The 25,534-nt window shown below is 61.4% G+C and carries 21 protein-coding genes and 1 riboswitch; of the genes, 9 read left to right on the forward strand and 12 right to left on the reverse strand.

The window, feature by feature from the left end:
- Positions 1-14: 14 nt before the first annotated feature.
- Entirely contained in the window at positions 15-1,004 is a 990-nt protein-coding gene (moaA, locus tag ACOI7D_RS04570; RefSeq protein WP_017900173.1) for a GTP 3',8-cyclase MoaA, read from the reverse strand.
- A riboswitch (molybdenum cofactor riboswitch) is annotated at positions 992-1,130 on the reverse strand. (Overlaps the previous gene by 13 nt.)
- Positions 1,131-1,338: 208 nt before the next feature.
- On the opposite strand from moaA, the gene yvcK reads away from it, so the two are divergent.
- The 4 genes from yvcK to pmrB all read left to right on the forward strand — a co-directional run bounded on the left by yvcK (position 1,339) and on the right by pmrB (position 5,760).
- Positions 1,339-2,244 carry a uridine diphosphate-N-acetylglucosamine-binding protein YvcK gene (gene yvcK, locus ACOI7D_RS04575; protein ID WP_023288920.1) on the forward strand — a complete coding sequence of 302 codons (906 nt, stop codon included), beginning with the start codon at positions 1,339-1,341 and terminating at the stop codon, positions 2,242-2,244.
- A 103-nt stretch (positions 2,245-2,347) separates the two neighbouring features.
- Positions 2,348-3,988, forward strand: a complete 1,641-nt coding sequence (eptA, locus tag ACOI7D_RS04580; protein ID WP_050532957.1) for a phosphoethanolamine transferase EptA — start codon at positions 2,348-2,350, stop codon at positions 3,986-3,988.
- Positions 3,988-4,659, forward strand: coding sequence for a two-component system response regulator PmrA (gene pmrA, locus ACOI7D_RS04585; RefSeq protein ID WP_023288918.1), 672 nt, complete (start codon positions 3,988-3,990; stop codon positions 4,657-4,659). Before eptA ends, pmrA begins: the two co-directional genes overlap by 1 nt.
- Positions 4,660-4,662: 3 nt before the next feature.
- Positions 4,663-5,760 carry a two-component system sensor histidine kinase PmrB gene (gene pmrB, locus ACOI7D_RS04590; RefSeq protein WP_060592285.1) on the forward strand — a complete coding sequence of 366 codons (1,098 nt, stop codon included), beginning with the start codon at positions 4,663-4,665 and terminating at the stop codon, positions 5,758-5,760.
- A 252-nt stretch (positions 5,761-6,012) separates the two neighbouring features.
- On the opposite strand, the gene uvrB is transcribed toward pmrB, so the two are convergent.
- Entirely contained in the window at positions 6,013-8,034 is a 2,022-nt protein-coding gene (gene uvrB, locus ACOI7D_RS04595) for an excinuclease ABC subunit UvrB (protein ID WP_004886127.1), read from the reverse strand.
- 410 nt (positions 8,035-8,444) lie between these two features.
- On the opposite strand from uvrB, the gene ACOI7D_RS04600 reads away from it, so the two are divergent.
- Entirely contained in the window at positions 8,445-8,657 is a 213-nt protein-coding gene (locus tag ACOI7D_RS04600) for a hypothetical protein (protein ID WP_032428688.1), read from the forward strand.
- Positions 8,658-8,743: 86 nt separating this feature from the next.
- Complete coding sequence (locus ACOI7D_RS04605) at positions 8,744-9,466, forward strand: ABC transporter ATP-binding protein (RefSeq protein WP_017900923.1); 723 nt, start codon at positions 8,744-8,746, stop codon at positions 9,464-9,466.
- Here the strand turns inward: ACOI7D_RS04605 and bioD are convergent.
- From bioD to bioB, 4 genes are read right to left on the reverse strand one after another with little or no spacing between them, the layout of a single operon-like run.
- A complete protein-coding gene (bioD, locus tag ACOI7D_RS04610) occupies positions 9,408-10,130 on the reverse strand; it encodes a dethiobiotin synthase (RefSeq protein WP_023288916.1) in 723 nt (240 codons plus the stop codon). The genes ACOI7D_RS04605 and bioD overlap by 59 nt on opposite strands.
- Positions 10,123-10,878: a malonyl-ACP O-methyltransferase BioC gene (gene bioC, locus ACOI7D_RS04615; protein WP_060592282.1), complete on the reverse strand. Its 756-nt coding sequence runs from the start codon at positions 10,876-10,878 to the stop codon at positions 10,123-10,125. The genes bioD and bioC overlap by 8 nt, the downstream gene beginning before the upstream one ends.
- Positions 10,862-12,019 carry an 8-amino-7-oxononanoate synthase gene (gene bioF, locus ACOI7D_RS04620; protein WP_049014540.1) on the reverse strand — a complete coding sequence of 386 codons (1,158 nt, stop codon included), beginning with the start codon at positions 12,017-12,019 and terminating at the stop codon, positions 10,862-10,864. Before bioF ends, bioC begins: the two co-directional genes overlap by 17 nt.
- Positions 12,016-13,056, reverse strand: a complete 1,041-nt coding sequence (bioB, locus tag ACOI7D_RS04625) for a biotin synthase BioB (RefSeq protein ID WP_065881927.1) — start codon at positions 13,054-13,056, stop codon at positions 12,016-12,018. Before bioB ends, bioF begins: the two co-directional genes overlap by 4 nt.
- 212 nt (positions 13,057-13,268) lie before the next feature.
- Here bioB and bioA point away from each other — a divergent pair, with 212 nt between their 5' ends.
- Positions 13,269-14,558 (forward strand): adenosylmethionine--8-amino-7-oxononanoate transaminase, encoded by a 1,290-nt coding sequence (gene bioA, locus ACOI7D_RS04630; RefSeq protein WP_109547559.1) that lies wholly within the window; start codon positions 13,269-13,271, stop codon positions 14,556-14,558.
- A 70-nt stretch (positions 14,559-14,628) separates the two neighbouring features.
- Positions 14,629-15,105, forward strand: coding sequence for a kinase inhibitor (locus ACOI7D_RS04635; protein WP_002895575.1), 477 nt, complete (start codon positions 14,629-14,631; stop codon positions 15,103-15,105).
- Positions 15,106-16,167: 1,062 nt separating this feature from the next.
- On the opposite strand, the gene ACOI7D_RS04640 is transcribed toward ACOI7D_RS04635, so the two are convergent.
- The 6 genes from ACOI7D_RS04640 to hutI form a co-directional block, all read right to left on the reverse strand.
- A complete protein-coding gene (locus ACOI7D_RS04640) occupies positions 16,168-17,550 on the reverse strand; it encodes an amino acid permease (protein ID WP_023288910.1) in 1,383 nt (460 codons plus the stop codon).
- A gap of 98 nt (positions 17,551-17,648) precedes the next feature.
- A complete protein-coding gene (hutH, locus tag ACOI7D_RS04645; protein ID WP_023288909.1) occupies positions 17,649-19,184 on the reverse strand; it encodes a histidine ammonia-lyase in 1,536 nt (511 codons plus the stop codon).
- Positions 19,181-20,869, reverse strand: a complete 1,689-nt coding sequence (hutU, locus tag ACOI7D_RS04650) for a urocanate hydratase (RefSeq protein WP_109546517.1) — start codon at positions 20,867-20,869, stop codon at positions 19,181-19,183. Before hutU ends, hutH begins: the two co-directional genes overlap by 4 nt.
- Before the next feature lie 142 nt (positions 20,870-21,011).
- Complete coding sequence (locus ACOI7D_RS04655; RefSeq protein WP_023288907.1) at positions 21,012-21,737, reverse strand: histidine utilization repressor; 726 nt, start codon at positions 21,735-21,737, stop codon at positions 21,012-21,014.
- Positions 21,738-21,794: 57 nt separating this feature from the next.
- The gene (gene hutG / locus ACOI7D_RS04660) at positions 21,795-22,751 is read right to left on the reverse strand and encodes a formimidoylglutamase (RefSeq protein WP_023288906.1); all 957 of its coding nucleotides are present in this window, start codon (positions 22,749-22,751) and stop codon (positions 21,795-21,797) included.
- Positions 22,748-24,007, reverse strand: coding sequence for an imidazolonepropionase (gene hutI / locus ACOI7D_RS04665; RefSeq protein ID WP_072199189.1), 1,260 nt, complete (start codon positions 24,005-24,007; stop codon positions 22,748-22,750). The genes hutG and hutI overlap by 4 nt, the downstream gene beginning before the upstream one ends.
- A 214-nt stretch (positions 24,008-24,221) precedes the next feature.
- On the opposite strand from hutI, the gene ACOI7D_RS04670 reads away from it, so the two are divergent.
- Positions 24,222-25,505, forward strand: a complete 1,284-nt coding sequence (locus ACOI7D_RS04670) for a putative acyl-CoA thioester hydrolase (protein ID WP_281166439.1) — start codon at positions 24,222-24,224, stop codon at positions 25,503-25,505.
- Positions 25,506-25,534 lie beyond the last annotated feature (29 nt).

Consider the following 25,534-nt stretch of genomic DNA (forward strand, 5'->3'; position numbering starts at 1 on the left):
CCTTTCGAATACGATTATCCGCCAATATAGGACAGGTTCTGCGTAATGCCGGTGTTGCCCTGATGCAGGAAATGGGTCTGCTTTTTGTGGGTTAAGGCTTCGGCGATCCGCGCTTCCAGCGCAGCCTGCTGCCGATCATCGGCCATCAGGTCGCGCAGGTCGACGCCGCCTTCGCCAAACAGGCACAGGTGCAGTTTGCCGACGGAGGAGACGCGCAGACGGTTGCAGGTGGCGCAGAAGTCTTTTTCGTACGGCATGATGAGGCCGATCTCGCCGGCGTAGTCCGGATGACAAAAGACCTGCGCCGGACCATCGCTGCGCTGGCGGATCTGGTGGATCCAGCCGCGGCGCAGCAGCTCGTCGCGCAGCACCATGCCGGAGAGATGGTGACGGCGGAACAGGTCGCTGCCCTCGCCGGTTTCCATCAGCTCAATAAACCGCAGCTGAATTCGACGCGGCTGGATCCACGCGAGGAAGGTATCAAGCTGGTGATGGTTAACATCGCGCATCAGCACGGTATTCACCTTCACCTTGTCAAAGCCCGCGGCGAAAGCGGCGTCAATCCCGTCCATCACCTGGTGGAATTTGTCCTGGCCCGTGATGGCATGGAACTGGCGGGCGTCGAGGCTATCGACGCTGACGTTGATCGCCGTCAGCCCGGCATCGCGCCAGCGTTCGACATCGCGCGCCAGGCGGTAACCGTTGGTGGTGACGGCAATCTGACGGATCGCCGGGTTTTCACGCACGGCGGCGATGATCTCGGTGAAGTCACGGCGCAGGGAGGGTTCCCCACCGGTGAGGCGAACTTTTTCAGTGCCCAGCGCGGAGAAAGCGCGCGTAACCCGGCGCACTTCGTCTACGCTGAGAAAGCCGTTGTTATTGACGGCGCCGGGCTTGTAGCCATCCGGCAGGCAGTAGGTGCAACGAAAATTGCACACATCGGTAATCGACAGACGCAGGTAATAAAACTTACGCGCGAATGCATCGGTAAGCTGTGAGGCCATATACACCTTTCCAAATACGGGAGACGCGGTCATTTCTTCCCACGCCCTGGCGACAACCGGCGGCGTCGCGGCCAAACCGCCATATCTTTTGACACAGGCGAAGAGGCTAGAGTGTTAACAGGTTATGCCGATAGTAGCGCGTTCCAGGCGGTTTCGCCATTTGCGATTTCGCTATATATTCTTGTATATATCGCTACCTTCGTGCATTTTCGTTACAGAATAGCCATAAATCATCTTTTTGCCTTGATATCGGTCAGTTTGTCGGGCTCCTCCCATCGTCTTTTAGGGGTAGATCGGGTAGTGTGTGGCCGTTTATGTGAAATAAGGAATTTCTATGCGCAATCGTACATTCGCTGACCTGGATCGGGTGGTGGCGCTCGGCGGCGGGCATGGTCTGGGTCGGGTGATGTCCTCCCTCTCCTCGCTGGGCTCACGGCTGACCGGCATTGTGACCACCACCGACAACGGGGGATCCACCGGGCGGATCCGCCGCTCGGAAGGCGGCATTGCCTGGGGCGATATGCGCAACTGCATCAATCAGTTAATCGCCGAGCCGAGCGTGGCGTCGGCGATGTTTGAGTACCGTTTTAGCGGCAATGGCGAGCTTTCCGGCCATAACCTGGGAAATCTGATGTTAAAGGCGCTGGATCACCTCAGCGTGCGGCCGTTAGAAGCGATCAATTTGATCAGAAACCTGCTCAAAGTGGACGCTTTTCTTATTCCGATGTCGGAACAACCGGTGGATTTGATGGCGCTCGATCATGAAGGCCATGAAGTATACGGTGAAGTGAATATCGATCAGCTGGATAGCGTGCCGCAGGAGCTGATGCTCACCCCGCCGGTACCGGCCACCCGCGAGGCGGTAGAGGCCATCGCCGAAGCCGATCTGATCCTCATCGGCCCGGGCAGTTTCTATACCAGCCTGCTGCCGATCCTGCTGCTTGACGAGATGGCCCAGGCGCTGCGTCGCACTCCGGCGCCGATGGTGTTTATTGATAACCTCGGCAAAGAGCACAGCCCGGCCGCGAGGCTGTCGCTGGCGGAGCGCATCGCGATTATGGAGCGCTACGTGGGCAAGCGGGTGGTGGATGCAGTCATCGCCGGCCCAAAAGCCGATATTAGCGGCATCGACGACCGGCTGGTGATCCAGACGCCGCTGGAAGCCAGCGACGTGCCCTACCGCCATGACCGGGCGCTGCTTCGCGGGGCGCTGGAGAAAGCGCTCCAGCTGCCGGGCTGAACCTGCGCGCCGAAGGCTCGGCTTTCGGCGCACCTTAAAATCTTAAGGTTGTCTTAAAACAGAGCTGGCACTATACCCTTATCTCTTCCTGTGGGTATGTACTATGTCGTTATTGCCTCTGCGTCGGCCGGTCGTCAGCCGCACGACTTATCTGATTATTTTCGCGGTCTATATCGGGCTTTTTCTTAACCTCGCCTTCTACCGCCAGGCGTATACGCTGCTGCCGGTGAACAACCTGCACACCGCGCTGGTGTTTCTGAGTATGCCGCTGGTGGCATTCAGCGTGATGAATATCCTCACCACCCTCGCCTCGTTCCTCAAGCTTGACCGGCTGGTGATTAGCCTTTTTATTCTGCTCAGCGCATCGGCGCAGTACTTCATCTGGAGCTTCGGCGTGGTGATCGACCGCAGCATGATCACCAACATCCTCGACACCACCCCAGCGGAGAGCTTTGCCCTGCTCTCCGGCGAAATGATCGTTGTCCTTGGACTCTCCGGGGTGCTGGCGGTGCTGGTCGCCTGGTGGGTTAAAATTCGTAAACCGGCCACGCTATGGCGCGGCGTGGCCTGGCGCCTGGTGAATATGGTGGCCTCCGCGCTGCTGATCGTCCTGATTGCCGTCCTCTTTTATAAAGACTATGCCTCGCTGTTTCGCAACAACAAGGAGCTGGTGAAATCCCTGAGTCCCTCCAACAGCATTGTGGCGGTGAACTCCTGGTATGCGCACCATCGCATGGACAACCTGCCGCTGGTGAAGATTGGCGAAGATGCCAAACAGAAACCGGTGATGCATAACGGTCCCCGTAAGAACCTGACGATTGTGGTGCTGGGCGAAACTTCCCGGGCGGACAACTTCTCGCTGGGCGGATATCCGCGCGACACCAACCCGCTGATGCAACAGGACGGGGTGATCTACTTCCCGCACACCACCTCCTGCGGAACCGCCACGGCGGTCTCGGTGCCGTGCATGTTCTCCAACATGCCGCGCGCGCACTATGACGAAGAGCTGGCCCATCATCAGGAAGGGGTGCTGGATATTCTGCAGCGCGCCGGCATTCAGGTGTTGTGGAACGACAACGATGGCGGCTGCAAGGGGGCCTGCGATCGGGTACCGCATCAGAACGTGACCGATCTGAAGCTAACCGGGCAGTGCATCGACGGCGAGTGCTACGATGACGTGCTGTTCCATCATCTCGACAGCTATATCGATAACCTGCAACAGGATGGCATTATTGTGCTGCATACCATCGGCAGCCATGGGCCGACGTACTACAATCGCTATCCGGCTGAATTCAAAAAATTCACCCCAACCTGCGACACCAATGAGATCCAGGGCTGTACCCGGGAGCAGTTGACCAACACGTATGACAACACCATCCTGTACGTCGACCACGTGGTGGATAAAGCGATAAAACTCCTGCAGGCGAAACAGGACAAATTCACTACCAGCCTGGTCTATCTTTCCGACCACGGCGAGTCGTTAGGGGAAGATGGGGTCTATTTGCATGGTCTGCCGTACTCTATCGCGCCCGATACGCAGAAACACGTGCCGATGGTGATGTGGCTCTCTGCCGACTACCAGCAACGCTACGGCATTTCCGCGCAGTGTCTGCAGCAGCGAGCGAAAAAAGAGAATTACTCGCAGGATAATCTGTTCTCCACCCTGCTCGGCCTGCTCGGCGTCAGCACCCACGAGTACCAGGCGGCAGATGATATTTTAACGCCATGTAGAGAGGCTGGTTGATGAAAATCTTAGTCATTGAAGACGATGCGCTGCTGTTGCAGGGGTTAATCCTGGCGATGCAAAGTGAAGGATACGTGTGCGACGGCGTCTCCACAGCGCACGAAGCGGCGCTGTCGCTGGCCAGCAATCACTATAGCCTGATCGTGCTCGATCTTGGCCTGCCGGACGAAGACGGCCTGCATTTTCTCGCCCGCATGCGACGGGAGAAAATGACTCAGCCGGTGCTGATCCTCACCGCCCGCGATACCCTTGAGGATCGCATTAGCGGTCTCGACACCGGCGCGGATGACTATCTGGTGAAACCCTTTGCCCTGGAAGAGCTGAACGCGCGCATTCGCGCCCTGCTCCGTCGGCATAATAATCAGGGCGATAACGAAATCAGCGTCGGCGACCTGCGCCTCAACGTCACCCGTCGCCAGGTGTGGCTCGGTGAGACGGCGCTGGATCTGACGCCGAAGGAGTATGCCCTGCTATCGCGACTGATGATGAAAGCCGGCAGCCCGGTACATCGCGAGATCCTCTACAACGATATCTACAGCTGGGACAATGAGCCAGCGACCAATACCCTGGAAGTGCACATCCACAACCTGCGCGATAAGATTGGCAAATCGCGGATCCGCACCGTCAGGGGCTTCGGCTATATGCTGGCTAACCACAACGAGACGGAATAGACCATGGCTCTGTTTGCAACCGAAAACTGGACCATACGCCACCGGCTGCTGTTGACCATCGGCGCCATTCTGGTGGTCTGTCAGCTGATCAGCGTCTTCTGGCTATGGCATGAGAGCAAAGAGCAGATCCAGTTGCTGGTGGCCAGCGCCATCGAAGGGCACAACAATCAGAAGCATGTGGAGCATGAGGTAAGGGAAGCGGTCGCCAGCCTGCTGGTGCCGAGCCTGTTGATCGTGGGTCTGGCGCTGTATATCAGCATGCTGGCGGTACGCAAAATCACCCGCCCGCTTTCACGTCTGCAAAGCGAGCTGGAGAGTCGCACGCCGGACAACCTCACCCCCATCGTGCTCAGCGAATCGGTACCTGAGGTGACGGCGGTGACCACCGCCCTGAATCAGCTGGTTTCCCGCCTCAATCTGACCCTTGACCGCGAACGGCTGTTTACCGCCGACGTGGCGCATGAGCTGCGCACCCCGCTGGCCGGGCTGCGGCTGCACCTTGAGCTGCTGGCGAAAGTGCATGGCATGGGCGTCGACCCGCTGATCCAGCGCCTCGACCAGATGACCACCAGCATTTCGCAGCTGCTGCAGCTGGCGCGCGTCGGTCAGTCCTTTTCCGCCGGCAGCTATCAGCAGGTGCTGCTGCTGGATGACGTGGTCAAACCGCTGCAGGATGAGCTGGAGACCATGCTGGCCGAGCGCCAGCAACGGCTGCTGCTGACGGATGTCGAAAGCGAGGCCGTCGTCTCTGGCGACGCGACGCTCATCCGCGTCATTCTGCGCAATCTGGTGGAGAATGCCCATCGCTACAGCCCGCAAGGGTCGACGATCCGCGTGTCGGTGAAAGCGGGTCTGATGCCGGTGATGGCAGTGGAAGATGAAGGACCGGGAATTGATGAGGCGAAAAGCGGCGAACTCAGTAAGGCCTTTGTACGCATGGACAGTCGCTACGGCGGCATAGGGCTCGGACTGAGCATCGTCACGCGCATCGCTCAGCTGCATGACGCCCAGTTCTTTTTGCATAACCGCCAGCCGGGGCCAGGGGTCCGCGCGTGGGTGTTATTCCCGCGGCGTGCGGGTCAGAACGTCAGCACCCACTGATGGAAGAAGGCAACAATAATGACCAGGGCGGTGGCGACCGCCAGATATTCACGGAAGTTGATTTTTTGCATGGGCGCTATCCTCATCAGGTTGAGGATAGTGTCGCCTGGCGAGATTAAGCAAACATTAAGAAGGCCGCTTTGCGGCCTTTTTTCTTCTCCGCCGTGGGTTATCTGGCTGCGGAACGGTCAGCGCAGCGCCGTACCTTCACTGCGCCCTCGCCTATCCCCGTCCCGCGGTATGCGCCAACACTCAGGAGGCGGCGATAAACAGTTCGCGCAGCTGATGCAGCTGGTCGCGAATTTGCGCCGCCTCTTCGAACTCGAGGTTCTGCGCGTGCTGCATCATCTGCCCTTCCAGCTCGTGGATTTTCTGCTGCAGCGCTTTTGGCGTCATATCCACGCCGCTGAGCCCGGCAGGCTCGACGGCCTTCGCTTTACCGCGCCCTTTGGCTTTGGTTTTCGCCAGGCTCTGGCCCAGCTGCAGGATATCCACCACTTTCTTGTTCAGCCCCTGCGGCACAATGCCATGCTCTTCGTTGTAGCGCTGCTGCTTCTCCCGTCGCCGCTCCGTCTCACCGATGGCTTTCGCCATCGAGGGAGTGATCTTATCGCCGTACAGAATAGCCTTGCCGTTGACGTTGCGCGCCGCGCGGCCGATGGTCTGGATCAGCGAGCGTTCGGAGCGCAGGAAGCCCTCTTTGTCCGCATCGAGGATCGCCACCAGCGACACCTCCGGCATATCCAGCCCCTCACGCAGCAGGTTGATCCCCACCAGCACGTCAAACTCGCCAAGACGCAGGTCGCGGATAATCTCCATACGTTCGACGGTGTCGATATCCGAGTGCAGATAGCGCACCCGCTCGCCGTGCTCCTCAAGGTACTCGGTTAAGTCTTCCGCCATCCGCTTGGTGAGGGTGGTGACCAGCACGCGCTCGTTGATGGCCGTGCGCAGGCGGATCTCCGACAGCAGGTCGTCGACCTGGGTGGCCACCGGCCGCACTTCGATGATCGGGTCCAGCAGACCGGTCGGACGCACCACCTGATCCACCACCTCGCCGCCGGATTTATCCAGCTCGTAGGCGCCGGGGGTCGCCGACACGTAGATGGTTTGCGGCGCCAGCGCTTCGAATTCTTCAAACTTCATCGGCCGGTTATCCAGCGCCGACGGCAGGCGGAAGCCGTACTCCACCAGCGTCTCTTTGCGCGCCCGGTCGCCGCGGTACATGCCGCCGATCTGCGGCACCGTGACGTGGGATTCGTCGATCACCAGCAGGCCGTCTGCCGGCAGGTAGTCGAACAGGGTGGGCGGCGGCTCGCCGGGCCCGCGCCCGGAGAGGAAGCGCGAGTAGTTTTCAATGCCCGAGCAGTAGCCCAGCTCGTTCATCATTTCGAGATCGAACTGGGTGCGCTGGGTTAAGCGCTGCTCTTCCAGCAGCTTGTTGTTGGCCAGCAGCACCTTGCGCCGCTCCGCCAGCTCCAGCTTAATCTCTTCCATCGCCTGGACGATGCGTTCCCGCGGCGTCACGTAGTGCGTCTTGGGATAAATGGTGTAGCGCGGCACCGTCGATTCCACATGGCCGGTAAGCGGGTCGAACAGCGACAGGCGCTCAACTTCTTCGTCAAACAGCTCAATGCGCAGGGCGATATCGTCGGATTCCGCCGGGAAGACGTCGATCACCTCGCCGCGCACGCGGAAGGTGCCGCGCTGGAAGGCCTGATCGTTGCGGGTATACTGCAGCTCGGCCAGGCGGCGCAGGATCGCCCGCTGGTCAATCAGCATCCCCACCGTCAGATGCAACATCATTTTCAGATACAGGTCCGGGTCGCCGAGGCCGTAGATAGCCGAGACCGAGGCCACCACCACCACATCGCGCCGCTCGAGCAGCGCTTTAGTGGCCGACAGGCGCATCTGCTCGATATGTTCGTTTACCGAGGCGTCCTTCTCAATGAAGGTATCTGAGCTGGGGACGTAGGCTTCCGGTTGGTAGTAATCGTAGTAGGAGACGAAATACTCGACGGCATTCTCGGGGAAAAATTCTTTCATCTCGCCGTAGAGCTGGGCCGCCAGGGTTTTGTTTGGCGCCAACACCATCGTCGGCCGCTGCAGATCGGCAATCACGTTGGCGATGGTAAAGGTTTTACCGGAGCCGGTGACCCCCAGCAGCGTTTGATGCGCGAGCCCATCCTCCAGCCCCTCTTCCAGGCGGCGGATGGCTTCCGGTTGGTCTCCGGAGGGGCGAAAGGCGGAATGCAGAACAAACGATTTACTCATCAATCAGAACCTGAAAAAGATTTAGCGGCCGGTGTTTAATTCTACCCCTCGGGCCGTTTTTTGCCAACAAAATATACTGGATATTTAAACAGTACGTGATTATGATAGCGCCACGATTTGGCCTTTTTTGCCGGCAACCGGGATATAAAACGCGCGCCGGGCGGAATAATCCTCCGGCCGTCAGGGTTATCCCCAGAAATTTTTACCTTTTAACATTTGTCAAGCGGACGGGTGAAAGTTTTATGGCAGAAGATGACGCTTTTCTTACACCCATTGATTTTATCTAACAAGCTGATATTTAATGCTTTTAAAGAAAAGACGCCTTTCGCGCCAATTCAGCCGCAAGCCGCGTACGCTCTAGCTTACCGCAGGTTTTCTAACTCTAATACACAAGGTTATCCACAGGAATAGTGGATAACTGTCTGCAGCCCAAGACCGCCGCCGCCCGGCGCAAATCGTCTGGCGGCCTAAACCGCGCGGCGAAAAATTTTTATCGAACTATTTTTGATAACTATCCGCTTAAAGCCGCTCGATTTTTGCTGCTTTTTGCACCACCCTTTAGCGTCGGGCACCGGAAAAGTGCAGCCCCGGCGCTGGCTGTGCCTGATGGTATCGGCGTTTAGCGTTTTTTTCCGAGCGTTCTTTTTCCTGGCAAGAGTTTTGCAGCATCTTTCTGTCGCCCTGACGCCAGGATAAGGAGAAAACGTCCATGTTGAATTTACAGGCAGTAAATCACTTTTACGGCAACCAGCATTCGCTGTGGAATGTCGATCTTGAACTACGCCCGGGGGAGTGCATTGGCGTACTGGGACGCGAGGGCATGGGAAAAACCACCCTGGTTAACTGCATTGCCGGGCATCTGCCGGTGGCCAGCGGCCGGATGACCTGGCATGACATTGGCGCCCCGCCGCAGGATCTCACCCCCCTGTCGGCCCAGTCGCGCAGCGCCATCGGTATCGGCTATGTGCCGCAGGATAAACGCATCTTCTCCCAGCTCAGCGTGGAAGAGAATCTACATATTGCCCTCGCGGCCGGAAAACCCGGGGCTAACGCCAGCGGCGGCGAAATCTATGAACATTTTCCCGAACTCTATGCCCTACGGCAGCGCAAAGGCGCCTCGCTGAGCGACGACGATCAGTACCAGCTGGCGCTGGCCAGGGCGCTGATTGTCCAGCCGCGGCTGCTGATCCTTGATGAACCCTCGCGCGGCAGAGGGCCGCGCTGTCTGCAAAAGCTGGCGGATCTGCTGCTGCGGTTGAATCGCGATATCGGCCTGACGGTGCTGCTCGCCGAGCAGCACCTGCCCTTTATCCGCCGGGTGGCGGATCGTTTCTGTGTTTTGCACCGGGGCCGTAACGTCGCCGAAGGCGATATTATGGCGCTGGATGAACCGCTGCTGGCGCAGTGGATGACGCCGGATCCAGCGCCCTGAGGTCCAGATACTGGCCGAGATCGTCGCGCTGCGCGATATCGGCAAGCCACGGTATTTCACCGAGGAACGGCGCGGCCAGCCGGTTTTTCAGCGTCGCCAGATACTCGGCGTGGCGCTTGCCCGGCGGCAGCACGTCATTGGCGATCCACCCCGCGAGCGGCAGCCCCGCCTGACGTACCGCCTGGGCGGTAAGCATCGCGTGGTTGATGCAGCCGAGCTTGACGCCCACCACCAGAATCACCGGCAGCTGCTCCGCCTGCGCCCAGTCGGCGAAGGTCAGGGTTTCCGAAAGCGGCGTAAACCAGCCGCCGGCCCCTTCCACCAGCACCCAGTCGGCGAGGCGTTCTAACTCGCGCAGCCCGCTGGAGAGCCTCGCCGCGGCGATCGGCCGTCCTTCGTCGGCGCTGATGATATGCGGTGAGGTCGGCTCGGCGAAGGTATACGGGTTAACCTGCTCATAGCGCAGCGCGACCCGGCTATGACGCTGCAGCGCCAGCGCGTCTTCATTACGCAGCCCGGCGGCGGTAAGCTCGCTGCCGGAAGCCACCGGCTTATAGCCGGCGGTGTGAAAACCCAGCTGATTCGCCGCCTGCAGCAGGGCGCTGCTGGCGATGGTTTTCCCGACTTCAGTGTCGGTCCCGGTGACAAAAAAACGTTTAGTCACGCTCAATGACTCCTGTAAAAAGAGAATACGTCAGCGGGCAGACGCCCTGCCGCTGCGGCCAGGCCAGCTGTAGCTCGCGCAGTTTGCCGCGGCTAAGCGGGGCCGATGCCCGCCCCTGGTGCAAATGGGTGGCGCCGATGCCCTTCAGCGATCGCATGGCGCTCAGCGCATCGACGAACGGCAGGCTAATCTGATGCACCTCGCCGGACGCCCGCAGGCCGCTCAGCGCCTCGCGCACAGCCGCTTCGCTGAGAAAACGGTTGGCATGCGGCCGGTCGTCGATGGCCCGCCACGCCTGATTGAGCTCCGGCAGCGAGTCGGCCAGCAGCGTGCTAAACGCCACGCTGCCGCCGGGACGCACCACCCGGTACAGCTCGCCAAGGGCTGCGCGCAGATCGTCGCACCACTGCACCGCCAGATTGCTCCACGCCAGATCGACGCAGGCGTCAGGCAGCGGCAGCGCCTCAATGTCGCCCAGCAGGTAATGCTGGGCGGCGTCGTTACGCTGCGCCTGGGCCAGCATCCCGGGGGAGAGATCCAGCGCGGTCACCACGCTGCCTGCCTCACGCCAGCGGCGGCTCATGCTGCCTGGGCCGCAGCCGGCATCCAGCACCCGGGGAAAATCGCGACGCGCCAGCTGGCGCAGCAGCAGTTCCGCGCTGCGCCGCTGCAGTTCATCATGTTGCGAATAGCCGCTGGCCGCCCGGCCAAACGCCGCGGCGACCGCCTGCTTATTCACCGTGGCCATGCAGCACCTCCAGTAAACGGTTAATGTCCTCAGCCTGATGGGCGGCGGTCAGGGTCAGGCGCAGACGAGCGCTGCCGACCGGCACCGTCGGTGGACGGATCGCCGTTGCCCAGCAGCCCGCGTCGCGCAGACGGCTGGCCAGGCTCAGCGCCCGGCCGTTATCGCCGACGATCAGCGGCTGGATCGCGCTAACGGAGTCGGTCAAACCCAGCGACGTCTCGCCCATCCCCGCGCGGAACTGACGGATACGGGCGGCCAGGGTGTCGCGGCGGCGCTGGCCTTCATCGCTGCGAATCACCTGCAGCGCGGCGCTCAGCGCCACCGCCTGGGCGGGCGGCATCGCGGTGCTGTAGATCAGATGGCGGGCAAACTGCAGCAGATAATCGGCCAGCGCGTCATCGCACAGCACCGCCGCGCCGCTGACGCCGAACGCCTTGCCGAAGGTAACCACCAGCAGCTCAGGGCGCACCGCCTGCGCGGCGCAGCTCCCGCGTCCTTCGTCGCCGACCACGCCGACGCCGTGGGCATCATCCACCAGCAATAGCGCCCCGGCGGCCTGCGCCGCGGCGTGAATGGCCGCCAGCGGCGCGCTGTCGCCGTCCATGCTGAAAATGCCTTCGGTGACCGCCAACTGTTCGCCCGCCAGCGGCTTAGCCAGCAGTTGAGCGAGCTGTTGCGGATCGTTGTGGCCGAAACGGCGTAGCTGCGCCGGGCTCAGACTGGCCGCCTCCAGCAGGGAGGCGTGGCTCAGGCGGTCGGCCACAATCCGATCCTCTTTATCCGCCAGGGCGGCGATCAGCGCCTGATTGGCGGCAAAGCCGGAGATAAACAGCAATGCGCGCGGGTAGCCCAGCCAGTCGGCAAGTTCCTCTTCCAGCGCGCGGTGGGCCTCGCTATAGCCGCTTACGTGTCCCGAGCCGCCGGAACCGACGCCATAACGTTCCGCCCCCTGCTGCCAGGCGGCGATAATCGCCGGATGCTGGCTCAGGCCGAGATAGTCATTACTGGAGAAGTTAAGCCAGCGCTCCCCTTCCCGCTCCAGCCAGCGCCCGGCGCCGTGCGTCACCGGCAGGCGGCGGCGAAGGGCATCCGCCGCCCGTCGCTCGTCCAGCGCCCGATCGATTCGCTGCTGCCAGGTCATAGCGCCGCCGCGTTGTAATATTCCTCAGTGTCCGGGGTGAGTAAGGCCTGCTCCAGACGCTGCTGCTGCTCATTGTCGCCTTCCAGCACCGCCGTCTGTTGCGGGTTGATCCCCAGCTTGCGGAACAGCTGCAGATCGTTGTCCTCTTCCGGGTTCGGCGTGGTCAGCAGCTTGCAGCCGTAGAAAATGGAGTTCGCCCCGGCCATAAAGCACATCGCCTGGGTCTGCTCGTTCATCTGCTCGCGGCCGGCGGAGAGACGCACGTAAGAGGTGGGCATCATGATGCGCGCGATGGCGATAGTGCGAATAAAATCGAAAGCGTCGACGTCGTCGTTATCCGCCAGCGGCGTACCTTTGACTTTTACCAGCATGTTGATGGGCACGCTTTCCGGCGGCGTGGGCAGGTTGGCCAACTGCAGCAGCAGGCCGGCGCGGTCTTTCACGGTCTCCCCCAGCCCGACGATACCGCCGGAGCAGACTTTGATCCCGGCGTCACGCACTTTGTCCAGGGTATCCAGGCGCTCCTGGTAGGTGCGGGTGGTGATGATGTTGCCGTAAAATTCCGGCGAGGTATCAAGGTTGTGGTTGTAGTAATCGAGGCCCGCCTCGGCCAGGCGCTGCGCCTGGCTGTCGGTCAGAGTGCCGAGCGTCATGCACGACTCCAGCCCCAGAGCCTTCACCCCTTTCACCATCTGCTCCAGATAGGGCATATCGCGATCGTGGGGGTTTTTCCACGCCGCTCCCATGCAAAAACGCGTGGAGCCGGCGTTTTTTGCCTGACGGGCGGACTCCAGAACCTGCTCGACCTCCATCAGGCGCTCGGTTTCGAGACCCGTTTTATAACGCGCGCTCTGCGGACAATATTTACAATCTTCCGGGCAGGCGCCGGTCTTGATCGACAGCAGGGTGCTGACCTGCACCTGGCGCGGATCAAAGTGTTGACGGTGGATTTGCTGCGCTTCGAAGAGCAGGTCGATCAGCGGTTTATTAAATAATTCCGTAACTTGCGACATTGTCCAGCGGGGGTGGTGAGCCATTTTCCTCTCCAAAGGTCGTACACTACCTGTTTCACACAGCCTCTTTGTTGGCTGCACTCGCACACCCCTGTCAGATAGTGAACTATGCTGCTGGGGATGTTCTCGCTTGCCGCCTCGATGCTGCGCGAAATATTTTGTGTACGTTTCATTGTAAGTAAGTTCAGTGTAGACTTGTAAACCTAAATGTTTTCAAAATGGTTTACAAGTCGCTTATGACCCTGGACGATCTCGCCTTCGATCGGCGCCACATCTGGCACCCCTACACCTCTATGACTTCCCCCCTGCCGGTCTACCCGGTGGTTTCCGCCCACGGTTGCGAGCTGTCCCTCGCCAGCGGAGAACAGCTGATTGACGGTATGTCCTCCTGGTGGGCGGCGATCCACGGCTACAATCACCCGCGTCTTAATGCGGCGATGAAAGCGCAAATCGACCAGATGTCGCACGTGATGTTCGGCGGGATCACTCACCCCTCGGCGGTGGCGCTGTGTCGTCAGCTGGTGGCAATGACTCCGCAATCGCTGGAGTGCGTTTTCCTCGCCGACTCCGGTTCGGTAGCGGTTGAGGTGGCGATGAAAATGGCCCTGCAGTACTGGCAGGCGAAAGGCCAACCGCGTCGTCGTTTCATGACCTTCCGCAACGGCTATCACGGCGATACCTTCGGCGCGATGTCGGTCTGCGATCCGCAGAACTCGATGCACAGCCTGTGGCAGGGCTATCTGCCGGATAACCTGTTCGCCCCCGCGCCGCAGAGCCGCTTTGACGGCGAGTGGGATGAAATGGATATGGTGCCCTTTGCCCGCCTGATGGCCGCGCACCGTCACGACATCGCCGCGGTGATCCTCGAACCGATCGTTCAGGGCGCGGGCGGGATGCGGATGTATCATCCGGAGTGGCTGAAGCGGGTGCGTAAAATGTGCGACCGGGAAGGGATACTGCTGATCGCCGATGAGATTGCCACCGGCTTTGGCCGCACCGGCAAGCTGTTCGCCTGCGAGCACGCCGGTATCGCCGCCGATATTCTGTGTCTGGGCAAGGCGCTGACCGGCGGCACCATGACCCTCTCCGCCGCGCTGACCACCCGCGAGGTGGCGGAAACCATCAGCAACGGTGAAGCCGGCTGCTTTATGCACGGCCCAACCTTTATGGGCAACCCGCTGGCCTGCGCGGTGGCCAGCGAAAGCCTGCGCCTGCTGGAGAGCGGTGAATGGCAGCGGCAGGTGGCGGCGATTGAAGCCCAGCTGCAGACCGAGCTGGCTCCGGCGCGGGGATCCGCCCTGGTCGCCGACGTCCGCGTGCTGGGCGCTATTGGCGTGGTTGAAACCTGTCGCCCGGTCAATATGGCTGCCCTGCAGCGCTTTTTCGTCGAGCAGGGGGTGTGGATCCGACCGTTTGGCCGCCTGATCTACCTGATGCCGCCGTATATCATCACGCCTGAACAGCTGTCCCGCCTGACCCGCGCCGTTAACCTGGCGGTGCAGGACGAAACATTTTTTAGCGAATAAATAGCGGAATTGCGTCGTGGTGCAGGCTACACTTCCTGGTTAATCAGCGCATTATCAATGAGGATGAAGCATGAAACTGATCAGTCACGATCTCCAGGACGGCGGTAAGCTGCCTAATCGTCACGTCTTCAACGGCATGGGCTACGATGGCGACAATATTTCGCCGCATCTGATGTGGGATGATGTGCCCGCAGGAACCAAAAGCTTTGTGGTGACCTGCTACGATCCGGATGCGCCGACCGGCTCCGGCTGGTGGCACTGGGTGGTGGCTAACCTGCCTGCGGATACGCGCGTCCTGCCGCAGGGGGCCGGTTCCGGCCAGGCGGAGCTGCCGGAAGAGGCCGTTCAGACCCGCACCGATTTTGGCAAGGCGGGATACGGCGGCGCGGCGCCGCCGAAGGGCGAGACTCACCGCTATATCTTTACCGTCCACGCCCTGGACGTTGAGAAAATTGAGGTGGATGCCGAGGCCAGCGGCGCAATGGTCGGCTTTAACGTCCATTTCCATTCCCTCGCCAGCGCCTCCATCACCGCCCTGTTCAGTTAATCTTCCCCCGGATAGCGGCTTGCGCCTTATCCGGGCTACCTGCGGCGCCATGTGTTTTTCAGGTGGCGCTTCACTCATCTTTACCAGATAACACTTACATATCAAATAAATACACATAGCTGTAGGCCTGGCAAGCGCCGCGCCGCCGGGCAAGGACTGCGGGCACGGAGCCGATTTTGTGCCGGGTGGCGGCTGCGCCTTACCCGGCCTACAGGGTCCTCTCCCAGGCTCATACCTCGTAGGCCCGGTAAGCGCAGCGCCACCGGGCGATGACAGCAGGCGCAGAGCCGATTTTGTGCCGGGTGGCGGCTGCGCCTGACCCGGCCTGGGGTTCGTGCGACCTGTCGTTCATTTATTCACCAACCTTGCTGAAACTGCCGGTGCTGGCGGCCTCAAAATCGCTGAGACGTTCCCGAAAGGCCGGGGCAGCCCGCATGGATGCGGGCTGAGGGCCGTGTTTTGCACGGACGCTGCCTCGGCCCGACCCGAAGCCTGCAGGGATAAGTCGAAGGAACCGCGCAGCGGCGATTTTGCTGGCCGGAGCCCGGGGGTACAGGGGGCGGCGGCGACTGGCCGCCCCCAGTGCGCTCCCTGCGCCGTAAGAGACATAACGCAGAAAATTAACCGGGAGCGCAATCTGCCCGGAATTAACATAGAAGTTGTAGCCCTGCCAGGCGCAGTGCGAACAAGGACATTTCCGGTTGTACCGTTATTTTGCCGGGTGGCGGCTGCGCCTTACCCGGCCTACGGGGTCCTCTCACAGGCTCATACCTCGTAGGCCCGGTAAGCGCAGCGCCACCGGGCGATGACAGCAGGCACAGAGCCGATTTTGTGCCGGGTGGCGGCTGCGCCTTACCCGGCCTACAGGGTCCTCTCCCAGGCCAACACCTCGCAGACCCGGCAAGCGCCGCGCCGCCGGGAAAGTATTGATTACCTTCCAGGCAACCCTGTTGCATGATGATTTTGCCGGGTGGCGGCTGCGCCTTACCCAGCCTGGAGGGTCCTCTCCCAGGCCTACACCTCGTCGCCCCGGCAAGCGCCGCGCCGCCGGGGAGATCTGATTTACTGCTCAGTGACAACCTGCAGCGCGGTTTTACGCACCCGCGCGTACCACACCACCGTCAGCAGCCCGAGCCAGACCAGGCCGGCGATCAGCGCCATCCGCGTCTCGGCAAACATCCCCAGCACAGCGATGACCAGCCCCATAAACAGCAGCGTTAACAGCGGCGCCACCGGCCAGAACGGAACGGGGAAGGCAATCTGGCTGCGCTCTTCGGCAGACAAACTACGGCGCATGGCGAAATGGGAGAGCAGGATCATCAGCCATACCCACACCGTGGCGAATGCCGCCAGCGAAGCAATCAGCACAAATACCTGCTCGGGGATCAGATAGTTCAGCACCACCGCCGCCAGCAGTGCGCCGCCCATGACCACCACCGTCATCCAGGGTACGCCGTTGCTGGCGATGCGCTGGAAGCTTTTCGGCGCCAGCCCCTCCTTCGACATGCCGTACATCATGCGTCCGGCGCCGAAGATATCGCTGTTAATCGCCGAGATGCTGGCGCTGATCACGATGATGTTAAGGATTGTCGCCGCCGCCGGGATCCCCAGACCGTCGAAAATCAGCACAAACGGACTCCCCTGCTCGCCAAAGCTGTTCCACGGGAAAATCGCCATCAGCACCGCCAGGGTGCAGACGTAGAACAGGATAATGCGCAGCGGAATGGTATTGATGGCCTGCGGGATGACCTTCTTCGGATCCTTCGCTTCCGCGGCGGTGACGCCGATAATCTCCACCCCGCCGAAGGCGAACATCACGATGCCAAGCGAAGCGATAACGCCCTGCCAGCCGTTAGGGGCAAAGCCGCCGTGGCTCCAGAGATTTTCCAGCCCGGTGGCCGGGAAGCTATGGCCGAAGCCAAAGAAGATGATCCCCGCCCCCGCCAGCATCATGGCGATAATCGCCACCACCTTCACCAGCGACAGCCAGAACTCCATCTCGCCGAACACCCGCACGTTGCACAGGTTCATGGCGCCGATAAAGAAGATGATGCTGAGGATCCAGATCCAGCGCGGGACATCGGGATACCACAATCCCATATAGATGCCGAAGGCGGTCACGTCGGCCAGGGCGACGATCACCATTTCAAAAGTGTAGGTCCAGCCGGTAATGAACCCGGCCAGCGGGCCGAGATACTGGCGGGCATAGCTGCCGAAGGAGCCGGAAACCGGGTTGCGCACCGCCATCTCGCCCAGCGCGCGCATGACGATAAACACCGCCGCGCCGCCAATCAAATAGGCCAGCAGCACCGCCGGGCCCGCCGCCTTGATGGCGGAAGCCGAGCCATAGAACAGCCCGGTGCCGATCGCGGAGCCGAGCGCAATAAATCGAATGTGTCGGGCATTGAGCCCGCGCAGCAGATGTGGCTTGTGTTGTTGTTGCATATACAGGTGTCCTGGTTTTTTTATTTGACGACAAATATGCGATGTAGGGCGGTCGGGGGAATGATTTCCCCCGACGCGGGTACAGAGAACAACGGTGATTAGTGCAGGCCTGGCAGTACGGCAGGCAGCAGACGCGTCAGGTGACGGGCCGCCAGAAGCGCAATGGCATTATCGATATCCGGGGCGAAGTAGCGATCCTGCGTATAGTGAGGGACGCGTTCGCGCAGCAGATGGCGCGCCTCTTCCAGCAGCGGACTGGTGGTCAGCCCTTCGCGCATATCCAGCCCCTGCGCCGCCGCCAGCCACTCGACGGCCAGTACGCCGCGGGTGTTCTCGGCCATCGCCCACAGGCGGCGACCGGCCGCCGGCGCCATCGAGACGTGATCTTCCTGGTTGGCGGAGGTCGGCAGGCTGTCGACGCTGTGCGGGTGCGACAGCGCTTTGTTTTCACTGGCCAGCGCCGCCGCCGTGACCTGGGCAATCATAAACCCGGAGTTCACCCCGCCGTTTTTGACGAGGAACGGCGGCAGCTGCGACATATGGCTGTCCATCATCAACGCGATGCGACGCTCGGAGAGCGAGCCGATTTCGGCAATCGCCAGCGCGATATTATCCGCCGCCATCGCCACCGGCTCGGCGTGGAAGTTACCGCCGGAGATCACGTCATTCTCGGCGGCGAAGACCAGCGGGTTATCGGACACCGCGTTGGCTTCGGCCAGCAGCACCTCAGCCGCCTGGCGGATCTGGGTCAGGCAGGCGCCCATCACCTGCGGCTGACAGCGCAGGGAGTACGGGTCCTGCACCTTGCTGCAGTTATGGTGCGACAGCGAGATCGCGCTGTCGTCGGTCAGCAGATGGCGATACAGCGCCGCCGCGTCAATCTGCCCGCGCTGGCCGCGCACTTCATGGATGCGCGCATCAAACGGACGACGGGAGCCCAGCGCCGCTTCGGTGGTTAACGCCCCGCAGACGACCGCGGAAGCGAACAAATCTTCGGCTTCGAACAGACCGCGCAGGGCAAAAGCGGTCGACGCCTGGGTGCCGTTGAGCAGCGCCAGCCCCTCTTTCGCCGCCAGGGTAATCGGCTCCAGCCCCGCCTGACGCAGCGCTTCGGTGGCCGGCAGCCAGTCGCCGCCGCGTACCCGCGCTTTACCTTCGCCAAGCAGGGTCAGCGACATATGGGCCAGCGGCGCGAGGTCGCCGGAGGCGCCGACGGAGCCTTTCGCCGGGATCCACGGCGTCACGCCGGCATTCACCAGGCCAATCAGCGCCTGGATCACGCTCAGGCGGATCCCGGAGAATCCGCGGGACAGACTGTTAATCTTCAGCACCATAATCAGGCGCGCCAGGTCATCGTCCAGCGGCTCGCCAACGCCCGCCGCATGGGACAGCACCAGCGAACGCTGCAGGTTCTCCAGATCTTCCGTCGAGATACGGGTCTGCGCCAGCAGGCCAAAACCGGTGTTGATGCCGTAGGCGGTCCGCCCTTCGGCAAGGATAGCGTTGACGCAGGCCACGCTCTCGTCAATGGCGGCAAACGCGCCGCTGTCGAGGGTAATATTCACCGGGTGGCTGTAGATGTCGCGGAGCTGCGACAGGCTGAGTTGACCCGGGATCAGAGTTAAAGATTTCATTTCGCGTTCCCCTGCGTTGTCGCCACCATCGGAAGATTCAGACCCTGTTCTGCCGCGCATTCAATGGCAATCTCGTACCCCGCGTCGGCATGACGCATCACGCCGGTGGCCGGGTCGTTGTGCAGGACGCGGGCGATACGCGCTGCCGCTTCATCGGTGCCATCGCAGACGATAACCATCCCGGAGTGTTGCGAGAAGCCCATGCCTACCCCGCCGCCGTGGTGCAGCGACACCCAGGTCGCGCCGCTGGCTGTGTTGAGCAGCGCATTCAGCAGCGGCCAGTCAGAGACCGCGTCAGAGCCGTCGCGCATCGCTTCGGTTTCGCGGTTCGGGCTGGCGACGGAGCCGGAGTCAAGATGATCGCGGCCAATCACGATCGGCGCGGAGACTTCGCCGCTGCGCACCATTTCGTTAAACGCCAGGCCCAGCTTCTGCCGCCATTCCAGACCGACCCAGCAGATACGCGCCGGCAGTCCCTGGAAGCTGATGCGCTCGCGCGCCATATCCAGCCAATGGTGCAGATGCTTATCATCCTTGATGATCTCTTTCACTTTCGCGTCAGTCTTGTAGATATCCTGCGGATCGCCGGAGAGCGCCACCCAGCGGAACGGACCGATACCACGGCAGAACAGCGGGCGGATATAGGCCGGCACGAAGCCCGGGAAATCGAAGGCGTTGCTGACGCCCACTTCCTGAGCCATCTGGCGAATGTTGTTACCGTAGTCGAAAGTCGGCACCCCCATCTCATGGAAGGCCAGCATCGCCTGCACGTGGTCGGCCATCGAGCGTTTCGCCGCCAGAATGGTGCCCTGCGGATCGGATTCGGCTTTCTGCTGATACGCTTCCCAGCTCCAGCCTTTCGGCAGATAGCCGTGCAGCGGGTCGTGGGCGCTGGTCTGGTCGGTGACCATATCCGGGCGCACGCCGCGTTTCACCAGCTCCGGCACGATCTCCGCGGCGTTGCCGCACAGCGCGATGGAGATAGCCCGGCCTTCGGCGGTGTATTTCTTGATACGCGCCAGGGCGTCATCCAGAGAAGTGGCCTGTTCGTCCACGTAGCGGGTGCGCAGACGGAAATCGATGCGGCTCTGCTGGCATTCAATATTCAGCGAGCAGGCGCCGGCCAGCGTCGCGGCCAGCGGCTGCGCGCCGCCCATACCGCCCAGCCCGGCGGTTAGCACCCAGCGGCCTTTCAGGCTGCCCTGATAGTGCTGGCGACCGGCTTCGACGAAGGTTTCGTAGGTGCCCTGGACGATGCCCTGGCTGCCAATGTAGATCCAGCTGCCGGCGGTCATCTGGCCGTACATCGCCAGCCCTTTGGCATCCAGCTCGTTAAAGTGTTCCCAGGTCGCCCAGTGCGGCACCAGGTTGGAGTTAGCGATCAGCACGCGCGGCGAGTGTTCATGGGTTTTGAAAACGCCCACTGGCTTGCCGGACTGGACCAGCAGGGTCTCGTCGCTTTCCAGGTTCTTCAGCGCCTTCACGATAGCGTCATAGCATTCCCAGTTGCGCGCTGCGCGACCAATACCGCCATAGACCACCAGTTCGTGCGGGTTTTCGGCGACATCGGGATCGAGGTTATTCATTAACATACGCAGCGGGGCTTCGGTCAACCAGCTCTTCGCGGTCAGCGTCGTGCCTCTTGGCGCACGGACGTCCAGCTGGCGATATTTGCTTTGCGACATCGGGGTTTCTCCTGACAATGAACGTTGTTTACGTAGATACATATACTTGTCTATACAAGCATGCGCAAGCCAGGATTTAACAGAAATGATACAATTTTGTTATATTGCGTCAGCAATCACGTTTTGCTGACGCCAGCGTGGATCAGGAGCCAAAGCGGCCCTGCAGACGATAGCGGCTACCGGGGAACAGCAGGCGCGCGTGGGAGACGATGTGGGTTGTCGACCAGGTGCGGCGGCGGATCAGCAGGCAGGGATCGTGGGCGTGAATATGCAGCAGCGCGCACTCTTCCGCCGTGGCCTGCACCGCTTCAACAATATGTTCACCTTCTGTTAACGGGGCGATCAGCGACAGATAATCATGGGGCGTGGTGGCGGTATAATCCTGCTGAAGATAGTCCGGCACCACCGCGGCATTGACGCAGCGATCTTCGATTTGCACCGGCACCTCGTTTTCGTAATGCACCATCAGCGAGTGAAAGATGCGGGTGCCTTCCGCTACGCTGAGCGCCGCCGCCTGAATATGATCCGCCCGGGTCTCCTCCAGCAGCAGTACCTCGCAGCGGTGCTGATGGTGACGGGCAATAATTTCTTCGGCAATGCTGCGCACCTCAAACAGCGCCGACTGCCCTTTCGGCTCGGCGACAAAGGTCCCCACCCCTTGCAACCTGACCAGCAGGCCTTCATCCGTTAGCTCGCGCAGCGCGCGGTTGATGGTCATCCGGCTGAAGCCGAACTGGGCCACCAGCTCCGCTTCGGAAGGGATACGGTCATGCGGTCGCCAGACGCCGCTGTGAATTTTTTCACCGATAGCCTGCTTCACCTTCTCATAAAAAGGCGCGGGCGCGGAACGGGGTTGCTGTGAAAACATAGCCTGGCTTTCCTTTTGCAAAATGGGCGGCGAAACACCCAGAATATACCGGAATGGCTACTGCCACCAATGGACGATTTGCCATGCCAGACGGGCGGCCGCGCGGGCGCCCTGACCGTCAATGTCAAACTGCGGGTTGAACTCCACCAGATCCACCGCCTGCAGCTTACCGCTGCGGCACAGCGGCTCAACGATGCGCAGCAGGGTCGCCAGCGGCACACCCAGCGCCGCCGGGGCCGACACCGCCGGCATTTCCCGCGCCGGGAGCACGTCCAGATCGATGGTCAGATACAGACGATCGTACTGCGCGATGTTGCGCTCAAGCTCCGCCAGCACCCGGGTTTCGAAGGCCTCCAGCACCTGGAGATCCTCCACGATAGCCACCTCGCGTCGCGCCGCTTCCTCCCAGAGCGCCTGGGTGTTGGCCGCCCGACTGACGCCGATGCAGGTATAGTGAAAAGCGCGCTGCTGCGCGTCACACTCCAGCGCCAGCTGGCGGAACGGCGTCCCTGAGCTGGCGCGCTCGGCAACGCGCAGATCAAGATGCGCATCGAGATTAATAATGCCCACTTTTTCGCCCGGGAAGGCATCCAGTACCCCCGCGCCATGACCGAAGGCGGTCTCGTGGCCGCCGCCCAGAACCAGCGTGCGTTTCCCGGCGCGCTGGCAGGCGGTTACCGCCTCGCGCAGCGCCTGATGCGCGGCTTCCAGCTGGTCGCCATCGACGCTAATCGTGCCCATATCCACGCAGCGGTCGTGGCCCTGATGGCTGGCCATATTGGCCAGCGCCCGGCGTAGGGTCGCCGGGCCGTCAGCCGCTCCGGTACGCCCTTTGTTGCGCCGGACGCCTTCGTCGCAGGCGAAGCCAAGCAGCGCGATATCGCCGGGCAGCGCCTGCGGCGCGAAGCGTTCCGCGCGGGGGATGGTCTGAAACAGGCGCAGCGCATTCGGCGCTTCCGCACTATCATCGCGCCCCTGCCAAAGGTTGGCGGGCGTAGCTTGCCACAGCATCATTGCCATTCTCCTTGTACCACGCGTCCCCAGAGCGGACTGCGCCCCGGCTCATACACCATCTCGACCGGATGCTCGGCATCCCAGATGGCAAAGTTCGCCACAAAGCCCGCCGCCAGCTGACCGTGGCTGTTCTGCCGCCCCAGCGCCCGCGCGGCATGGCGCGTCACGCCGGCCCACGCCTCCTCCGGCGTTAATCCAAACTTGACGCAGGCCATATTCATCGCCAGATGCAGGCTGGCGAAGGGGCTGGTGCCGGGGTTGAAATCGGTCGCCACCGCCATCGGCACCTGGTACTTGCGCAGCAGTTCCACCGGCGGTTTGCGGGTTTCATTGAGGAAGTAAAACGCGCCGGGCAGCAGGGCCGCCACGGTGCCGCTTTCGCGCATCGCCGCCACCCCCTCTTCCGTCAGATATTCAATATGGTCGGCGGACAGTCCGTGATAACGGCTCACCAGCTGGGCGCCGCCCAGCGAGGAGAGCTGTTCAACGTGACCTTTAACCGGAATGCCCAACGCCTGCGCCGCCTGAAACACCCGCTCGGTTTGCTGCGGGCTGAAGCCGACGTTTTCGCAGAAGACGTCAACGCTTTCAAACAGTCCCTCCCGCCACAGCGTCGGCAGGATAGTGTCGCAGACCAGCGTAATATAGCCGTCGGCATCGCCTTGATATTCCGGCGGCGTGGCGTGGGCGGAGAGCAGCGTCGCCGAGAGTTCCACCGCGTTATCACGCGCCAGCTGGCGGGCGACCCGCAGCATTTTGCGTTCGTTTTGCAGATCGAGACCGTAGCCGGATTTGATCTCAAGGGTGGTCACCCCTTCACGCAGCAGGCGGGCCAGACGCGGCTGCGCCAGCGCCAGTAATTCCCCTTCGCTGCTGTCGCGGGTGGCGCGCACGGTGGCATTAATCCCCCCGCCGCTGGCGCTGATGGTCTGATAGGAGACGCCGTTCAGCCGCTGCTCCCACTCCTGCGCCCGGCTGCCGCCGAAGATCAGGTGGGTATGGCAGTCGATTAATCCCGGCGTGACCAGCCGGCCTTCGAGATCGATCCTGCGCCCGCTGGGGAGGTCATCTTCGGGGACGATCGCCGCAATGCGACCGTCGCGCACCAGCAGCGCGTGGCGCTCCAGCAGACCGTACGGTTGTGAAGCATCAGGGTTCAGGGTGGCGAGACGGGCGTTTCGCCAGATAACGCGTTCGGAGGTGGCTTCAGTCATAGCGTTTAACTTGTCATGGGTTGTATAGACATTTATTTTCATAACGCCGGGAATGTCAACAAAAGCGCGAGTAAATGTTATTTATTTGTGACTGGAGACCGTCCGGCGACGCGGCGTATTGCGTAAAGAAGGTAAGTTTTTCAGCCCACGTCTTCCCGTTTCGTTCAAGTTAGTATAAAACAGCAGGTTTTAAAGGACTTATACCCTGGCGTCTCAGCCGGGGTATTTCACTACGCTTAATTTTGCCCGGAGCAACATGAACACATATTCCGTTTCCCGTCTGGCGCTGGCGCTGGCCTTCGGCGTGACGCTGTCCGCCTGTAGCTCGACGCCTGCCGATCAACAGCCCTCAACGCAGACTGCACCGGGCACCACCGCGCGTCCCATTCTGAACGCCGATGAAGCGAAAAACTTTACCCAGGCGGCCTATTTCCAGTCGCTGACCCCCAATGCCGCGGCCTGGACGCCGTCCGCCATCAGCCTGCCGGCGCAGCCTGACTTTATCGTCGGCCCGGCGGGAACCCAGGGCGTGACGCATACCACCGTCCAGGCGGCGGTGGATGCGGCGATTGCCCGCCACTCTAACCGTCGTCTGTTTATCGCCATCATGCCGGGCGAATACCCGGGCACCGTCTACGTTCCGGCGGCGCCGGGCGCCCTGACCCTGTATGGTACCGGCGATAAACCGATCGACGTGAAGATCAGCGAAGCCATTGATTCCGAAATGGATCGCAACACCTGGCGTCGTCTGGTCAATCCGGGTGGCAAATACATGCCGGGCAAACCAGCGTGGTATATGTTCGACAGCTGCCGGAGCAAATCCACCGCCACCGTCGGCGTGATGTGCTCCGCGGTCTTCTGGTCGCAGAATAACGGCCTGCAGCTGCAGAACCTGACCATCGCCAACAACCTGGGCGACAGCGTCGATGCCGGCACCCACCAGGCCGTTGCCCTGCGCAGCGATGGTGACCAGGTGCAGATTGATAAAGTGAACATTCTTGGCCGCCAGAACACCTTCTTCGTGACCAACAGCGGCGTGCAGAACCGTCTGCAGGACAACCGTCAGACCCGCACCCTGGTGACGAACAGCTATATTGAAGGCGACGTGGATATCGTTTCTGGCCGCGGCGCCGTGGTGTTTGATAACACCGACTTCCGCGTGGTGAACTCGCGTACTCAGAAAGAAGCCTACGTCTTCGCGCCGGCCACCCTGAAGAGCGTGACCTACGGCTTCCTGGCGACCAACAGCCGCTTCACCGCCTCCGGGGATAACGTCGCGCAGCTCGGCCGCGCGCTGGACGTTGACGGCAACAGCAACGGCCAGGTCGTGATCCGCGACAGCGCCATCAATGAAGGCTTTAACATCGCCCAGCCGTGGGCGGCGGCGGTAGGCTCCGGCCGTCCGTTCAGCGGCAACACCGGCAGCGCGGATGACAAAGGCAATCTGCAGCGCAACCTCAACGACAACGGCTTCAACCGTATGTGGGAATATAACAACCGCGGCGTGGGAAGCAGCGTGGTCGCCGAGCCGAAACAATAAATCGCGATACCGGCACAGCACAATAAAAA

This window comes from Klebsiella sp. C360 (assembly GCF_048822415.1).
Classification (GTDB): domain Bacteria; phylum Pseudomonadota; class Gammaproteobacteria; order Enterobacterales; family Enterobacteriaceae; genus Klebsiella; species Klebsiella quasipneumoniae.

What these genes read in the sequence shown, in the direction of transcription:
- pmrA (WP_023288918.1), top strand. Translation starts at nt 3,988, where the DNA reads ATGAAAATCTTAGTCATTGAAGACGATGCGCTGCTGTTGCAGGGGTTA.
- eptA (WP_050532957.1), top strand. Translation starts at nt 2,348, where the DNA reads ATGTCGTTATTGCCTCTGCGTCGGCCGGTCGTCAGCCGCACGACTTAT.
- uvrB (WP_004886127.1), bottom strand. Translation starts at nt 8,034, where the DNA reads ATGAGTAAATCGTTTGTTCTGCATTCCGCCTTTCGCCCCTCCGGAGAC.
- yvcK (WP_023288920.1), top strand. Translation starts at nt 1,339, where the DNA reads ATGCGCAATCGTACATTCGCTGACCTGGATCGGGTGGTGGCGCTCGGC.
- ACOI7D_RS04605 (WP_017900923.1), top strand. Translation starts at nt 8,744, where the DNA reads ATGTTGAATTTACAGGCAGTAAATCACTTTTACGGCAACCAGCATTCG.
- pmrB (WP_060592285.1), top strand. Translation starts at nt 4,663, where the DNA reads ATGGCTCTGTTTGCAACCGAAAACTGGACCATACGCCACCGGCTGCTG.
- ACOI7D_RS04640 (WP_023288910.1), bottom strand. Translation starts at nt 17,550, where the DNA reads ATGCAACAACAACACAAGCCACATCTGCTGCGCGGGCTCAATGCCCGA.
- hutI (WP_072199189.1), bottom strand. Translation starts at nt 24,007, where the DNA reads ATGAAAATAAATGTCTATACAACCCATGACAAGTTAAACGCTATGACT.
- ACOI7D_RS04655 (WP_023288907.1), bottom strand. Translation starts at nt 21,737, where the DNA reads ATGTTTTCACAGCAACCCCGTTCCGCGCCCGCGCCTTTTTATGAGAAG.
- moaA (WP_017900173.1), bottom strand. Translation starts at nt 1,004, where the DNA reads ATGGCCTCACAGCTTACCGATGCATTCGCGCGTAAGTTTTATTACCTG.
- bioC (WP_060592282.1), bottom strand. Translation starts at nt 10,878, where the DNA reads ATGGCCACGGTGAATAAGCAGGCGGTCGCCGCGGCGTTTGGCCGGGCG.
- hutG (WP_023288906.1), bottom strand. Translation starts at nt 22,751, where the DNA reads ATGATGCTGTGGCAAGCTACGCCCGCCAACCTTTGGCAGGGGCGCGAT.
- hutH (WP_023288909.1), bottom strand. Translation starts at nt 19,184, where the DNA reads ATGAAATCTTTAACTCTGATCCCGGGTCAACTCAGCCTGTCGCAGCTC.
- hutU (WP_109546517.1), bottom strand. Translation starts at nt 20,869, where the DNA reads ATGTCGCAAAGCAAATATCGCCAGCTGGACGTCCGTGCGCCAAGAGGC.
- bioF (WP_049014540.1), bottom strand. Translation starts at nt 12,019, where the DNA reads ATGACCTGGCAGCAGCGAATCGATCGGGCGCTGGACGAGCGACGGGCG.
- bioA (WP_109547559.1), top strand. Translation starts at nt 13,269, where the DNA reads ATGACCCTGGACGATCTCGCCTTCGATCGGCGCCACATCTGGCACCCC.
- ACOI7D_RS04670 (WP_281166439.1), top strand. Translation starts at nt 24,222, where the DNA reads ATGAACACATATTCCGTTTCCCGTCTGGCGCTGGCGCTGGCCTTCGGC.
- bioB (WP_065881927.1), bottom strand. Translation starts at nt 13,056, where the DNA reads ATGGCTCACCACCCCCGCTGGACAATGTCGCAAGTTACGGAATTATTT.
- ACOI7D_RS04635 (WP_002895575.1), top strand. Translation starts at nt 14,629, where the DNA reads ATGAAACTGATCAGTCACGATCTCCAGGACGGCGGTAAGCTGCCTAAT.